Consider the following 14,872-nt stretch of genomic DNA (forward strand, 5'->3'; position numbering starts at 1 on the left):
GGCAATGCTCCGGCAGGTGGCGCCGAGATAGAGCCGGCGTCCCCGCCTCGTCCAGCCTCTACCGGCCCAATTGGTTACAGTTTATTATCGAAGTCCAGGGTAATGATGCCTAGTCGTAACGGATTGCGCTATAGCGCAGGAGGAACCGGCCATGGATGCAGCCCTACCCCAAGCAACCCAATCCGCCCGGTCCGCGGGTGGCGCCACCGTATCTCCGTCTTGGCGGGCGGCGATGCGGCAGAAAGGGACGCCATCGAAAGCGGACAAGCCAGATGAGCCTCGCAAGTCGTCCGCGTCCGGTGAGCCCGGAGTCGCGAACGCCGCAGGCGCTTCGCATCTTGGGGTATATCGCTCGCCGGCCCAGGCCCCGCTAATCGCGAAGGACCTCTTCACTACAGCGGCCCGCCTCAGCCGGCCGGGCCTTGCCTCCGCCATCCTGATCGCGGCTCCGAGCGGCAATCTCGGCCTCCTCCCGCTCTATGACGCCTTGTTTGGCAGTGCCCGGGACAAGGGCTACCGCGCGCTGCTGGCCGCCATCACCCCGACCCAGCTCGAGGAGTTGCGCCACGGCATGCGGGAGGTCGAGCAGGGCATGGCGCGGGCCGGTGGCGCGGCGCGTTACCTCAAGCAAATTGGCCCCGCGCGGGCGCAATCGAAGATGGCGGCGCTCGTCTGCGCGCTCGCTAGGGCTTATGGCCTGGCGATTATCCCCGTCGATTCCCCGCCGGAAGGCGGCTCGGAGGGTGCTGACCGCGCTATGGCCGAGACGGTGCGGCAACAGATTGATGGCGGCCGCAACCTGCTGGTTGTCGCCGGCCTTAAGCAGATTCTGCCGTTGCAGGGCATTCTCTTAAGGGGGCCGGGCAAGGGCGGTCACGGCATCAACGCCGTCTCCGCTTCATTTGCCAGCAGCTTTGACCCTGAAGCGGCGCAGCATGGTCCCGCGCCGTCCTCGAAGTCTGGCCCTGCCTGCGGCCGTGTCAATTTCTACCGCTTGGCGGGAGAAATGAAGGATTGGATGCCCTCGTGAGAGCACTATTCGCGCGCGCTCGGTGACTCTTCGCCCGTCAGCAGGTCCAACGTGCGACGCACGATGCGCCTCTCGTCGAACAGCGCGCAGGCGCGGCTGCGGCCGGCGGCACCCATCTTGGCGCGAAGTCCGGCATCGGCCGCGAGTCGCTTCAGCGCGGCGGCAAGGGATGGCACACTGCGTCGCGGCACCAGGAAGCCCGTTTCGCCATCGACAATCTGTTCGCGTGGTCCGCGAATATCGGTCCCGACCACGGGCAAGCCGCTCATCATCGCCTCGATGACCGACATAGGCAGGCCTTCGAAATGGCTCGGCAAAGCAAAGATGTCGGCCGCCGCCAAAACCGCCGCCGTGTCCTCGCGATAGCCAAGACGGCGCAAGCGGTCTCCGAGCGAGCTTGTGGCGAATGCGGTTTCAATCTCGGCGCCATGGTCCGAGGGCAGCCGGTCACCGACAACCCAGAGCTCGGTGCCCGGGACCTGCTCCATCGCTGCGAGAAGCTCTGGGTGGCCTTTGTGACGCACGAGGCGGGAGACGATGACGACAACAACGCGATCTTTCGGCACGCCGAAACTTGCCCGAAACGCAGCGCGAGCTTCAGGGTCCGGACGAAAGACGGTGGGGTCGCGGCCATTGCCGATGGCGATCGGGTGCCGCGCTATGCCGAGGCGTCGCGCATCCCGCGCCTCCTCGGCCGAAACGGTGAGGAAGAGGTCCGTGACACGCCCGGCTACCTCTTCCATGGCGAGCGCCGCGCCGCGCCGCAGCAGGGAGCCCGGCTGGTTGAAGAGGAAACCGTGGCAGGTATAGGCGATGCGCGGCACCCCGGCGGCGCGGGCCGCCATGCGGCCGAGGAAGCCGCTGATGGGCATATGCGCATGGACCAGATCGGGCCGCTCGGCCCGGAACAGGTCACGGAGTGCCACGAAAGCAGCCCATTGGTTGCGCGGCGAAAGATCGCGGTAAAGCGGCAGCGGCAGGACACGAAAGCCCTCCTGCCGCAGCGGGCTCAGTAGCGCGCCCTCCGTTGTGGCGCCCACCATCTCATGACCTCGCGCCCGGCCCTCGCGCAGGAGCGGCGCGAGGAAGTGCCGCATGGCGAAATCGGTGTTGGTAAGTTCGATGATCTTCATGCGGCTCTCGGCCCGGCGGCCTATCTCGCCACCCAGCGAACACGCTCCGGCTAGGACGCTAGCCCAGCTTGGTGATTGCCCATTTGACCTGCTGCGGCCCCTCGGCCTCGGAGGTCAGGACAATCTGCTCGGCGCGGCGGGGCTCGCTGCCGCCCATATAGACGCTTTCCTCGATCCCGATGCGGGCGCCGTCGGCCCTGAAACGCCAGCTCGCGCCCCCGGCCAGCCGCAGCGTCACGCCCTCGCCATCGGGCTGCAGCGTCGCCTGGACATTGGGATGCAGATGAAAGCGGACCGCGAAGCTCTGCGGTGTCGCCGATTCCACGGCGTCCTCGCCGCGGATATCCTCGCCGCTTGCCGCAACATAGAGGCGGCGGCGGTGGAGGGCGCCGAAGGTCTTCAACCAGCCGTCATGGCTTGCTTCGAGCCAATGCGCGCCGCTCGCCTCCTGGCGCTGCACCTCGACCTGTTCCGGGCGCCGGCCGAGCCCCTCGGGCTTCAGCTCGGAGGAGCTGGTGTCGTCGATGATCAGGGTGGAATGCGCGGCGGTCGCGCGCAAGGCGTCCCGCCATTCGGACATCGCGGCGGGCGCAGAGCCGCAATTGACCACCAGGCGGTCGCGGCCGATCGACAATTCGAAGGCGAGCGTGCCGGCATGGGCATTGCGGTCGAAGCCAGTCGGCGGCGGCGCGCCCGTATCCATCAGCAGCACGCTGCGTCCGGCCTGCAGCCGGTGGAAACCGCCATCCACCAATTGCGTCGGAGCCCTGCCTGCGCGTCCCGCCTGAGTGAGCGCGAGATCGACGAGGCTGGAGGTCTCCTCCCGCGCTCCATTAAACAAAGCGAGTCCGCCATCACCGTGCCGCAACACGCGAAGTGCGGCGGCAAGCCGCTCGATCGAAGGGCCGAGCGCCGGTGGCGGCGTCGCCTGGGCGGCTTGCAACAGCGCACGGATCTCGGTGAGATCCTGCAGGGCGGAGAGATTGGTCGCCGGGCTGCGCTCGATATGGCTGCCGTCGGGTAGAATCTGCCGCGTGAGTTCCTGAGGCAGGAAGCGCAGGGCGCGGCTAAGGAAAGAGCCTTGATCGGGCAAGGCAACCGCCGCCGCGACCAGCCCCTTGATGGCGGTCAAGCCGCGCGCCTCATTCTCCTCGACCGGCATGGCGGCGGAGAGCGCACGGGCGTCTCCCACCAGCCGCGCCATGAGCTTCTGGCGAAAAGCGTCCTCGGCGCTCGCGGCAAAGAAATCGTAATGGCCGAGCCAGGCGGCAATCCGCGCGCCCACCACATCCGGCCGTATGGCGACGGGATCATGCTGCGGCGTCGCGATCCATTCGGAAACGAGCGTGCGGGCGCGCTGGCGCGCTGCATCGGTCCCGAGCGCCCTGAGATCCCGCAGCCACGTGAAGGAATGCGCCGCTGCGCGCAGTACCGGGGAACCGTTGGAGTCGCCCCAGCCGCCGGGCTGCAACGCTCGCACCGAGTTGCCGACGACAAGTTCGCCTTTCAGCAGTCGCGCGCCCTGGGTCGGGTCACCCGGCCAAAGGTCCCGCACCGGTAAAGTCGGCGCATCCGGCACGCGGGTGAGACGCAGGCTGGGCAGGCGCGCCATGGCCCGCCGGGCGTCACGTAGCCATCGCCTGGGGTCCGAGCCGCTCACGCTATCGTTCCGTTAGTGGCGCACCACCGCATCGGCCAGCCATGTGCGCGTTTGAGAATCCGGGAGGCAGCGAAAGGCATGAAGCCTTCTAGACAGCGCGCCGCCAGTTGCACAAGCGCTGCCATGGGACCTTGGCATCACGCGATCGTCGTCGAACGTGTCACAAAGGATGAGAGTTCGTAGCTCCCGGCGCTCCAATTAGCGGAAAACACCGCTCTTCAGTCCAGAAGATACTCCGTTTCGGCAGTGTAGATCGGCGAAGTGCTGGTGAGCTGCGAGCTGAATAATGTGACGCGATCGACCGCGAAAGCTTCTGATCGGAAGAGGTTGTTCTGCTGGACGAAGCCGGTGATTTTCTCGCTCGGCGGCTGATCCATGCGGGCAAGCGTGACGTGGGCAAGAAATCGTCGTCGTTCCGGTTCCAGCCCTGCCCGCTGCAACGCTGTCTCGATCTTCGTTTGCAGCAATTCGAGCGGCGGCGACCGCTCAATGCCCGCATAGAGGGAGGTGACGCGGCCGCCGCGTTCAAACAGTCCGGCGCCGGCCAAAGTCAGGTTGAAGCCGCGGCCGCGCAGGCCATGCAGCGCGAGGTCGATCTCCTCGGCGCGCCAGGGTGGCACCTCGCCGATGAAGCGGAGAGTAAGGTGCAGGTTTTCGCGGCTGACCCAGCGCGCGCCGGGTATGCCGGTGGCGAGCGACGCCAGCCGTTCCCGCAGCGGCCAGGGTAGATCCAAAGCGACGAAGAGCCTCATCCGGCCGGCGCCTTCGCGGTCTCCTGCGCCTTGGCGCGCGCCACGAGTTGCAGGACCAGCGGCAATAACCGCGCCACCTCGATTTTCACGCCCGCCGCATTGGGATGGATGCCATCAGCCTGGGTCAGTTCGGGATGCCCGATGAGGCCCTGCAGAAAGAAGGGGTCGAAGATCACGTCCGGCCGCTTCCCGAGTTCAGTGAAGACGGCACGGAAACGGTTGTCGTAGTCGGCTCCGAGATTGGGTGGTGCGAGCATGCCGCTGAGCAGCACCGGGATATGCTTGGCCGCCAGCGCATCGAGAATCTGGGTCATCGCGTGCTGCATGAGGGCGGGGTCGAGGCCGCGCAGCCCGTCATTGCCGCCGAGCTCGATCAGTGCCGCGTCGACCGGACCGCCGCCCAGCACCCAGCCAAGCCTGGCCGCCCCGTCGGAGGTGGTATCGCCGCTGACCGCCGCGTCGACGAGCGTGACCAACGCGCCCTGAGCCTTCAAAGCCGCCGCGAGGCGAGCCTGGAAACCGTCCTCAACGGGCAGGCCATAGCCGGCAGTGAGGGAGTCGCCGAGGACGAGCAATCGCACCGGTGCCCCTGCGGTCGCCGCCTTCGCCGCCTGCTGCGGCCACGGAGCCACCGCCGCCATCAGGGCAGCAAGCAGAATTCGGCTGGCGAGACGGGCTGTCTGATTCACTTCATCCCTCAAGATCGATGTATGTCAGTCTGCCGCAATAGAAGAGCGCGCGCCGTGCCCGCACAACTCCGGGCTAATCGTCTTTCGGTGGGACAGAGCACAAGTTACCGGTTGCCGCGAAGGACTGTCTTCCCACCATCGACGAATGACCGCGTTGTCCGCCAATACGATGGCGGATGCCCTCCTCGACACCAGATGTCCGGCATGTCGAGACGAAATCCTCTGCCCGCCGGTCCCGCAATCTCGCGCGAGGAGGGAACCCCGATCGTCGCCCTTCGCGACTTGCGGCTGACCATCCCGACCTCCACCGGCGCGGTCGCCATTCTTCAGGGGCTGGACCTCGATATCGCCGCTGGCGAGAGCGTGGGGGTGCTTGGCCCCTCCGGCTCGGGCAAGACCAGCCTGCTGATGGTGATCGCCGGCCTGGAGCGGGGGAGCGGCGGCGGCATCCGGGTGGCGGGTCAGGCGCTGGAAGCGCTGGACGAGGAGGCGCGGGCGCTCTTTCGCCTGCGGAACCTCGGTATCGTGTTCCAGTCGTTCCATCTCATCCCCACTATGACGGCGGCGGAGAATGTCGCTGTGCCGCTCGAACTCGCGGGGCGGGCGGATGCCGCACAGGTCGCGGCTGGGGCGCTGGAACAGGTCGGATTGGGTCATCGCTTACATCATAGACCGGCTCAGCTCTCCGGCGGCGAGCAGCAGCGCGTGGCGATCGCCCGAGCCTTCGCGCCGCGGCCGCGCCTGTTGTTGGCGGATGAACCGACCGGCAGTCTTGACGTCGAAACTGGCCGCAGCGTGATGGATTTGCTCTTCGCACTCTGTGCCGAGGGCGGCACGACCTTGATGCTCATCACCCATGATCCCGGCATTGCCGCGCGCTGTGGCCGCATCGTCACCCTGAAAAACGGCCGCATCGCGTGATGCGCCTCGCTTGGCGGCTTGCGCTGCGCGACCTGCGCGGCGGGCGGCGAGGGCTGCTCATTGTCGTGCTCTGCCTGGCCGTGGGTGTCGCCGCCATCGCGGGCGTCGGCTCCCTGCGGGCGGCGATCAACCAGGGTCTGGCGCAGGATGGCCGGGCTATTCTGGGTGGCGATCTCGCCATTTCCACTGGCAGTGGAGCGTTGCCGCCGGCGCTGAGCGATTGGTTCTTGGCGCGTCATGGGCGGCTTTCGGAGACGGTGCGGACACGGTCAATCCTCGTCGCCCCCTCGGGCCGGCGCTTATTGGCAGCGGTTGAGGCGGTCAGTCCCACTTGGCCGTTGCTGGGACGCGTGACGACCGCGCCTGCCGGGGGATTCTCAGAACTGTTGGCGTCCGGCGCCTTGCCGGGATTGCTGTTGGACCCGACAGCCGCTGATACGCTCGGCCTCAAACCTGGCGACCGGGTGACGCTCGGCGGTGTCCCGTTACGCTACCTCGGCAAGATAGTTGATGCGCCCGACCGCATATCGGACAGCCAGCTCTTCGGGGTTAAAGCGCTGGTGCCGCTCGATACCCTGCGCAATAGCAGCCTGTTGGCTTCCGGTAGCCTCGCGACCTACGCATTGCAGGTGGCGTTGCCCGCCGGTCTCGCGCCGGAGCGGGTCACGGCCGATCTCGCAAAGACCTTTCCGGTGGCGGCCTGGCGCGTGCGCGGCGTTGGCGAGGCGGCGCCCGATATAACGCGTTTCGTCGATCAGGCCGCGTTGTTCATGATCCTGCTCGGCCTGGGGGCGCTGCTGGTCGGCGGAATCGGCGTGGCGAATGGCGTCGAGGCATGGCTTGCCGCGAGGGCGCGCAGCATCGCGACACTGCGCTGTCTCGGCGCCTCCGCGCAGTTGATGAGCGCTGTGTTGGGCTTCGAGCTGGCGTTGCTCGGGCTGCCGGGGATTCTGCTCGGACTGGTGGTCGGTGGGCTGGCGCCGTTGCTGGTTCTGCCGCTGTTGCGGAACCAGCTGCCGGTGCCGGCAAATCTCGCACTTTACTCATTGCCTTTGGCTCTTGCGGCGGCGTTCGGGCTGCTGGTGGCCCTTGTCTTCGCGATGCCGCCGTTGCGGCGCGCGTCGGCGATCTCGGGCGCGGCACTGTTCCGGGCGGCGGTTCTGCCGCAGCGTCTGCCCTGGACCCTGCAGTTCGCACTGGCGGAAGGCTTCTGCCTTGCGCTGCTGGTCGGGCTCGCCGCCGTTTCGGTGCCGCGGCCGGTGATCGCGCTCGGCTTCTGCGCCGGAACCGCCGCGACGCTGCTGCTGCTGCGCGGTGTGGCGTGGCTTCTTATGAGGGCGCTGGCCCGCTTGCCACGCCCGAGATCGGCGGCGCTGGCCTTCGGGTTGCGCCGGCTGCATGGACCGGCTTCCTCCTTGCCGCTGATGCTGCTCTCGCTTGGCGCTGGACTGACGGTGCTGGTGGCGGTCGCCGAGATACGCGCCAATCTGGTCGCCGAGTTCACCGGGGCGCTGCCTAGTCGGGCGCCAAGTTTCTACTTCATCGACGTGCAGCCGGCTGACCTCCCCAAGTTCGAGACGGTGGCGCGCGCGGCGGGAGCCTATGATCTGGCGGCGCTCCCTAGTCTTCGCGCCCGCATTCTCGCGGTACGCGGCGTTCCGGTCGCGCAATTTCATGCTCCCTCCGGCACCGACTGGCCGCTGCGCAGCGATGTGGGGCTGAGTTTCGCTGCCGCGCCGCCAGCGGGGACGCGTCTTGTCGCCGGGCATTGGTGGGCGGCTGACTATATCGGGCCGCCGCTCGTGTCCTTCGATGCGCGGGTGGCGCGGAGTTGGGGGATCGGTGTCGGGGATTTGCTGCCGGTGAGTGTGCTCGGCCGCAGCTTCGACCTTCGCATCGCCAATCTGCGAGATATCCACTGGCAATCGCTGCAGCTCAATTTCTTCTTCGTCGCCACGCCGGACCCCTTTGCGGGTGCCCCGCATACGATGATCGCGACGCTTCGCACGCCACCGGGGCAGGAGGGGCGCGTGCTGGCGGCGGTGACGGATGCATTGCCTGGCGTGACCGGCATCGATGTCGGCGCGGTGTTGCGTGGTCTGGCTGGCCTCCTGGGCCAGATCGGCACGGCGGTCAGCCTGGTCGGTCTGGTCGCGCTTCTGGCGGGCGGGCTGGTGCTCGTCAGCGCCATTGCGGTGGAGCGGGAGGCGCGGATCGCCGAGTCGGTGATCCTCAAGACGCTGGGCGCGCGGCGCGCGCAGATCCGTTTGGCCTGGCTCACGGAATTCGCGGTGGCAGGTGGCGCGGCGGGCATCGCTGCGGCGGTGCTGGGCGATCTCGCGGCGATGGTCACCATTCGGGAAGTGTTTCACACCGAATGGCATTTTCTGCCGGGGATTATGGTGATGACCATAGTGATCAGCATTGTCACGATGGTGATGCTTGGCTTTCTCGCAACCGAGCGGGTACTTCGCCTGCCAGCCGCGCCGCGTCTACGCGCGGAGAATGGCTGACGGCGCACACGGCCATCTGAAACTTATCCGCGCCGGAAGCCTTTATGCTCCGGCGGACTCGCGGCTTGGGAGAAAACGATGATCGCTCGAAAGACGATAGTGCTTTGCGGCCTGATCGGCCTAGGGGCGGCAATGCCGATGGCGGCGGGGGCGCAGATGCCGAATTCCTACAAGCCGATGGTGACGGCACCTCCCGCTCCGCAGGATCCCGCCCATCCGAACCTCGTCAATCCTGGCGCGCCAGCGATCACGGCGCCCGGCTCCGTCAATGGTGTGATCGTGCCCTCGGTGAACAGCAGGATGCCGGTTATCAAGCCGTTGGCGCCGAGCAATATGCCGGTCTTTCCGCCAGCCGGTTCGCCGGGGGGCAATCCGAACGTGGTGCCGAAGTAGGATTACGGCGCCGCCGTTTCCTTGCGGCGCTTTTCGATGTTGCGCACCTGCCCCGCATAGTCGTGGCTGAAGGCGTGGCCCCCGGTGCCATCGGCGACGAAGTAGAGCGCGTCGGACTGCGCGGGATGCAGCACGGCTTGGATCGACGCAATGCCGGGCGCGGCGATCGGCCCCGGCGGCAGGCCGGTCCGCACATAGGTGTTGTAGAGGTCGGGCGTCGCGAGGTCGGCATGGGTCAGCGGCCGAGGAAGCACGCCGGCGCCCTTGCTCAGGCCGTAGATGACCGTCGGGTCGGCCTGCAGCGGCATGCCCAGCTTCAGACGGTTGAGATAGACGGCGGCGACCATTGACCGCTCATCGGGCTTGGCCGTCTCCCGCTCCACGATGCTGGCGAGCGTCACGGCCTCTTGCGGCGAGGTGAGCGGCAAATTTGGCGCGCGGGCTGTCCAAGCGGTGGCAAGCGCCGAGTCCAGAGCGGCTTCCGCGCGTGAGAGCAATGCCGGGCGCTCGGCGTCATAGAGATAGTCGTAGGTGTTCGGCAGGACAGCGCCTTCGGCGGGCGGCGAGACTTTGCCCCGCATCGCGGGCGCCTGATTGACGAGCGTGGCGATGGCTGTCGCCGTTAGGCCCTCCGGGATGGTGACGTGATGCTCGACCTGGCGGCCGTGCCGGAGGATCGCAAGCACATCGGAGAGCCGGGCATGGGCGGGAAAGCTGAATTCGCCGGCATGCAGCGCGCCGTCGCGGCTGGTGATCAGCACCGCGATGCGGAAAATCAGCGCGTTATCCACCACCTGCCGTTGTTGCAGCAGATCGGCAAGCTGGGCGGTGTCCGCATGCGGCACGACAAGGGCGGTGGTGGCCGGGAGGGGACCGAAGCCCGACCAGCTCTGGCGGATGAATCCCCGCGCCGTCCCGATGACAGCGAGGAGTACCGCCAGAGGCAGGACCCATTTCGCGATCCGGCCGATGGGGGAGCTTCGGCGGTTAGGCGGCAGCGCGGAAGATCACGCTGGCGTTGGTGCCGCCGAAGCCGAAGCTATTCGACAGCGCGACCTTGATCGGCCGCTGCTGCGCCGTATTGGCGACGCGGTCGATCACACTCGGCACGCTTGGCTCGTCGAGATTGAGGGTCGGTGGCGCCACCCCGTCCCGGATGGCGAGGATCGAGAAGATTGCCTCGATTGCCCCGGCGGCGCCAAGCAGATGACCGGTCGCCGATTTAGTCGAGGACATGGCGAGGCCGCGGGCATTGTCGCCGAAGAAACGCTCGACCGCGGAGAGTTCCAGGTCGTCGCCGAGCGGCGTCGAGGTGCCGTGGGCATTGACGTATTGGATCTCGGATGGATCGACCTGGCCGTTCTTCAGCGCCGCCTTCATGGCGCGAAAAGCGCCGTCATGGCCTTCGGCTGGCGCCGTGATGTGATGCGCGTCGCCCGAGAGGCCGTAGCCGCCGATCTCGGCGTAGATCTTCGCGCCGCGCGCCTTCGCGTGTTCGTATTCCTCGAGCACCAGCACGCCGGCGCCTTCACCCATCACGAAACCGTCACGATCCTTGTCCCAGGGACGCGACGCGCGGGCCGGTTCGGCGTTGAAACCGGTCGATAGGGCACGCGAGGCGCAGAAGCCGCCGATGCCCAGCGCGCAGATGGCGGCCTCGGCCCCGCCGGCGACCATGACATCGGCATCGCCGAGCGAAATCAGCCGTGCGGCGTCGCCAATGGCATGGACGCCGGTGGCGCAGGCCGTCACCGCCGAGTGGTTGGGACCCTTGAAGCCGTAGCGGATGGAAACATGGCCGGAGACCAGGTTGATGAGGGCGGATGGAATGAAGAAAGGCGAAAGCCGCCGGACCTTCCCCTGATGCACCTGGACCGCGGCATCGGCGATGGCCTGCAGGCCGCCTATTCCGGAGCCGATCATCACGCCCGTGACGCAGCGATCTTCCTCGTCGGTCGGCATCCAGCCGGAATCCTCGACGGCCTCGATCGCCGCGGCCATGCCAAGATGGATAAAGCGATCCATCTTCTTCTGGTCCTTGATCGGAACCCACTCGTTGAGGTCGAGACCACCCTCCGCGCGGACTCCGGCCGGGACTTCCCCGGCGACTTTCGCGGGGAGGTCGGTCACGTCGAAGCTTTGAATCGCTGAAATGCCCGAGTCGCCCCGGATCAGCCTCTGCCAGACATGCTCCACGCCGACTCCCAGGGGGCATACGATGCCCATCCCGGTGACGACGACGCGGCGCAGCTCAATCGTTCTCAAGCCGGTCATCTGGAAGCTGCCGTCAGGCGGCCTTCTGCTTCTCGATGTAGTCGATCGCATCCTTGACGGTGCTGATCTTCTCGGCGGCATCCTCGGGGATTTCGACGCTGAAGGCTTCTTCGAAAGCCATGACAAGCTCGACCGTGTCGAGGCTGTCCGCGCCGAGATCGTCGATGAAGGACGCTTCGGGAGTCACCTTCGACTCCTCCACGCCCAGATGTTCCACCACGATCTTCTTCACCTTGTCGGCGACTTCGCTCATGGACCTCGAAACTCCTGCCTGGCGGCTATTGATGACAATCCAAACGCCTTGGGGGCAAGCGCCGGGCCGGAGCACCCGCCGACCTTCCCGACGATGCACCCCGGAACAGCGGGGCGCTTAGCACGGTTTTAATTAGGTCGCCAACAGCCCGGGGTGAGCAAACCTAAGCCCCTGGCCGTCGCGGCCCGACTCAGATCATCGCCATCCCGCCATTGACGTGAATGGTGGCGCCGGTGACCCAGGCGCTCTCCTCCGCGGCGAGATAGACGGCGGCGGCAGCGATGTCCTCAGGCTTCCCCATGCGGCCGAGCGGGATGGCGCCGAGCAGTTTGGTTTTATGCGCCTCGGGGAGGCCGGCGGTCATTGCCGTTTCGATGAAGCCTGGGGCGATGACATTGACCGTTACGCCACGGCTAGCGATTTCCTGCGCGAGTGACTTGGTCATGCCGATCATTCCAGCCTTGGCGGCGGAATAATTGGCCTGGCCGGCATTGCCAGTGACGCCGACGATGCTGGCGATATTGATGATCCGGCCTGCCCGGCGGCGCAGCATGCCTTTCATGGCGGCGCGGATGAGGCGGAAGGGTGCCGCGAGATCGACATCCAGCACGCTCTGCCAGTCCTCATCGGTCATGCGCATCGCCAGCATGTCCCGCGTGAAGCCGGCATTGTTGACGAGGATGGCAAGGGGGCCGAGGGCCGCTTCGGCTGTTGCCACAAGGGCATCGGGCGCGGCTGAGTCGCGCAGATCGGCTGGGCAGACGGCGACACGCTCGCCCAATTCACCCGCCAGGGCGTCGAGAGGCGCCTGACGGGTGCCGGAGAGGGCGACCGCGGCGCCTTGGGCGTGGAGGGCGCGCGCTATGGCGCCGCCGATGCCGCCCGAGGCGCCCGTTACGAGGGCGGTTTTTCCGCTGAGATCGAACATGTCCGCTCCCTTAATCATTTCGATTGAGGCCGCATGGTGCGCCAGCGACGCAATCCGTGCGGGGTGTTTTAGCCTTTGAGGAAATCCTCGATCTCCGCCGGCGTGCCGATGGAGCGAGTTGTCGCCTCCGGCGCGATGCGGCGGACGAGACCGGCGAGAACCCGGCCCGCTCCGATCTCAATGAAGGTGTCGACGCCCATGGACACCATGGCCTGCACGCTCTCCCGCCAGCGCACGAGGCCCGTCACCTGCTCGACCAGCAGTGTCCGGATGGCGGCCGGGTCCGTCGCCTTGGCGGCGGAGACATTCGCGACAACCGGCACGAGCGGGGCCGTGATCGCGGCGGTGGCGAGCGCCTCTGCCATGGCATCGGCAGCGGGCGCCATGAGGGCGCAGTGGAAGGGGGCAGAGACCGGCAAAAGCATGGCGCGCTTGATGCCGCGCGCCCGCGAAATCTCGATAGCGCGCTCCACCGCAGCCTTATGCCCCGAGATGACGACCTGGCCGCCGCCATTGTCATTGGCTGGCTGCACGACCTGATGAGCACCGGTCTCCGGGTCGGTGGCTGCCTCGCGGCAGATCTCGGCGGCCTGTTCGAGTTCAGTGCCGAGGAGAGCCGCCATGGCGCCTTCTCCCGCGGGAACCGCGCGTTGCATCGCGGTCCCGCGAAGGCGTAGCAGCCGCGCGGTCTCGGCCAATTGGAGGCTGCCCGCAGCTGCGAGCGCGCTGTATTCGCCAAGCGAGTGGCCGGCGACGAGGGCTGCCTTCTGCGGCAGAACGAGGCCGCCCTCGCGCTCCAGTACCCGCATGACGGCGAGGGAGACGGCCATCAGCGCGGGCTGGGCATTTTCGGTGAGGGTGAGTTCCTCGGTCGGTCCCTCGAACATCAGCTTGGAGAGACGTTGTCCGAGTGTCTCGTCCACCTCGTCGAAGACGTCCCGGGCCGCGCCGAAAGCGGCGGCGAGGTCTTGCCCCATACCGACGGACTGGCTCCCCTGACCCGGGAAGATGAAGGCGTTAACGGGCATTGCATGTCCTTCGGGAAGCGGACCGGCGCAGCCGGATGTCTGCTCCAGCCGCCTGGAGGCCGCCGGCGGATGCCGGCGCGGCGTGCCGGGGTATCGCCTCGGACGAAGGAGAGTCAATCTGGACGAACGACGCGCGCCTATGCGGGCGAGCACAGAGAAACGCAGGTTCTGGTGGTATGATGAGATAATCACCTTGCCTAGGCTTGTCATGTCGGGGCATATGCAGCGCTCAGCCCGGGCTTAACGGGTGCGCGGAGGAACATGTCATGAAGATTGCTGGCTCGCTTATTCCCAGCCTCGCTTTGGCGGCGGCGGCCATGGTCGCACCGGCCATGCCGGCGATGGCATCGGCCGACAAGCCGGTCATCGCTTTGTCCAACTCCTATTACGGCAACATCTGGCGCCATCAGATGGTCGAGGCCTTCGAGGCGGCGGCCAAGCAGGCCAAGGCGGCCGGCCTGATCTCGGACTACATCATCCAGAACGGCGACGGCAGCGTCAGCCAGCAGAACAGCCAGCTCGCCGAGCTCATTCTCAAGGGTGTCGATGCGATCGCGGTCGATGCCGCTTCCGAGACGGCGGAGAATGGCATTATCCAGAAAGCCTGCCACGCCGGGATCAAGGTGATTTCCTTCGATTCCATCGCCTCGGCGCCTTGCAATACGCAGCTCAATTTCGACTTCACCGGCTATAAGACGCAGCAGGCCACCGCCGCGCTGAAGCTCATCCATAACCAGGGCAACATCATCCTGGTCCGTGGCGTGAAGGGTTCGGCGCCGGACGTGTCGATGTATGCAGCACAGGAAGCCGTGCTCAAGAACAATCCGAATGTGAAGGTCGTGGCGACGGTCTATGGCCAAGCCACCGCTTCGGTCGCGCAATCGGCCATCGCCAATGTGTTGCCCAGCCTGCCGCATGTCGATGCGGTGCTCGGCCAGGGCGGTGACGATTACGGCGTGGCGCAGGCCTTCGACCAGTATGGCGGCCAGTATAAGGGCCACATGCCTGTCATCGAGGGCGGCGGCAGCTCGAACTTCATCCGCTGGTGGGCGCAGGAGAATGCGAGCAACGGCTATACGACCATCTCGATGAACACGACGCCCGGTATCGGCGGCGCGGCTTTCTGGTTGAGCCTTGCCATCGTGCAGGGCGCGCATGTGCCGCAGAAGCTCATCATGCCGGTGGCGACCGTCGATCAGGCCAATCTGAAGAGCTACGCCAATCTGCCGCCGAACATCATCGTCAGCCCGTCCTATTCGCAGGATTGGGTCAAGACGAATCTGCTGTCGCAGAAATAG

General features: G+C 66.6%; 14 protein-coding genes. 5 read left to right on the forward strand and 9 right to left on the reverse strand.

The window, feature by feature from the left end; all coding sequences use genetic code 11:
• Positions 1-151 precede the first annotated feature (151 nt).
• The gene (locus tag GSQ92_RS20900; RefSeq protein WP_158804402.1) at positions 152-1,030 is read left to right on the forward strand and encodes a hypothetical protein; all 879 of its coding nucleotides are present in this window, start codon (positions 152-154) and stop codon (positions 1,028-1,030) included.
• Between the two features lie 5 nt (positions 1,031-1,035).
• On the opposite strand, the gene GSQ92_RS20905 is transcribed toward GSQ92_RS20900, so the two are convergent.
• The 4 genes from GSQ92_RS20905 to GSQ92_RS20920 form a co-directional block, all read right to left on the reverse strand.
• Positions 1,036-2,163, reverse strand: coding sequence for a glycosyltransferase family 4 protein (locus tag GSQ92_RS20905; protein WP_158804401.1), 1,128 nt, complete (start codon positions 2,161-2,163; stop codon positions 1,036-1,038).
• 58 nt (positions 2,164-2,221) lie between these two features.
• Complete coding sequence (locus GSQ92_RS20910; RefSeq protein WP_371418567.1) at positions 2,222-3,823, reverse strand: heparinase II/III family protein; 1,602 nt, start codon at positions 3,821-3,823, stop codon at positions 2,222-2,224.
• A 218-nt stretch (positions 3,824-4,041) separates the two neighbouring features.
• Positions 4,042-4,575 (reverse strand): RNA 2',3'-cyclic phosphodiesterase, encoded by a 534-nt coding sequence (thpR, locus tag GSQ92_RS20915; protein ID WP_158804400.1) that lies wholly within the window; start codon positions 4,573-4,575, stop codon positions 4,042-4,044.
• Positions 4,572-5,264, reverse strand: a complete 693-nt coding sequence (locus tag GSQ92_RS20920) for an arylesterase (RefSeq protein ID WP_254065782.1) — start codon at positions 5,262-5,264, stop codon at positions 4,572-4,574. The genes thpR and GSQ92_RS20920 overlap by 4 nt, the downstream gene beginning before the upstream one ends.
• Positions 5,265-5,468: 204 nt before the next feature.
• On the opposite strand from GSQ92_RS20920, the gene GSQ92_RS20925 reads away from it, so the two are divergent.
• From GSQ92_RS20925 to GSQ92_RS20935, 3 genes are all read left to right on the forward strand, one after another.
• Positions 5,469-6,185 (forward strand): ABC transporter ATP-binding protein, encoded by a 717-nt coding sequence (locus GSQ92_RS20925; protein ID WP_158804399.1) that lies wholly within the window; start codon positions 5,469-5,471, stop codon positions 6,183-6,185.
• On the forward strand, positions 6,185-8,698 hold the full coding sequence (locus GSQ92_RS20930; protein WP_254065820.1) for an ABC transporter permease: 2,514 nt from the start codon (positions 6,185-6,187) through the stop codon (positions 8,696-8,698). Before GSQ92_RS20925 ends, GSQ92_RS20930 begins: the two co-directional genes overlap by 1 nt.
• 78 nt (positions 8,699-8,776) lie before the next feature.
• Positions 8,777-9,091 carry a hypothetical protein gene (locus tag GSQ92_RS20935; RefSeq protein ID WP_158804397.1) on the forward strand — a complete coding sequence of 105 codons (315 nt, stop codon included), beginning with the start codon at positions 8,777-8,779 and terminating at the stop codon, positions 9,089-9,091.
• A gap of 2 nt (positions 9,092-9,093) precedes the next feature.
• Here GSQ92_RS20935 and mltG read toward each other — a convergent pair whose 3' ends face one another.
• The 5 genes from mltG to fabD all read right to left on the reverse strand — a co-directional run bounded on the left by mltG (position 9,094) and on the right by fabD (position 13,574).
• Positions 9,094-9,936: an endolytic transglycosylase MltG gene (mltG, locus tag GSQ92_RS20940; protein WP_254065780.1), complete on the reverse strand. Its 843-nt coding sequence runs from the start codon at positions 9,934-9,936 to the stop codon at positions 9,094-9,096.
• Between the two features lie 142 nt (positions 9,937-10,078).
• Positions 10,079-11,365 carry a beta-ketoacyl-ACP synthase II gene (fabF, locus tag GSQ92_RS20945; RefSeq protein WP_158804396.1) on the reverse strand — a complete coding sequence of 429 codons (1,287 nt, stop codon included), beginning with the start codon at positions 11,363-11,365 and terminating at the stop codon, positions 10,079-10,081.
• Positions 11,366-11,378: 13 nt separating this feature from the next.
• Entirely contained in the window at positions 11,379-11,618 is a 240-nt protein-coding gene (locus GSQ92_RS20950) for an acyl carrier protein (RefSeq protein WP_158804395.1), read from the reverse strand.
• Positions 11,619-11,808: 190 nt separating this feature from the next.
• On the reverse strand, positions 11,809-12,546 hold the full coding sequence (gene fabG, locus GSQ92_RS20955) for a 3-oxoacyl-[acyl-carrier-protein] reductase (RefSeq protein ID WP_158804394.1): 738 nt from the start codon (positions 12,544-12,546) through the stop codon (positions 11,809-11,811).
• Positions 12,547-12,614: 68 nt separating this feature from the next.
• The gene (gene fabD, locus GSQ92_RS20960; protein ID WP_158804393.1) at positions 12,615-13,574 is read right to left on the reverse strand and encodes an ACP S-malonyltransferase; all 960 of its coding nucleotides are present in this window, start codon (positions 13,572-13,574) and stop codon (positions 12,615-12,617) included.
• A gap of 266 nt (positions 13,575-13,840) precedes the next feature.
• Here fabD and GSQ92_RS20965 point away from each other — a divergent pair, with 266 nt between their 5' ends.
• A complete protein-coding gene (locus GSQ92_RS20965) occupies positions 13,841-14,872 on the forward strand; it encodes an ABC transporter substrate-binding protein (RefSeq protein WP_158804392.1) in 1,032 nt (343 codons plus the stop codon).

The organism is Acidisoma sp. S159 (assembly GCF_009766125.1).
Lineage (GTDB): Bacteria > Pseudomonadota > Alphaproteobacteria > Acetobacterales > Acetobacteraceae > Acidisoma.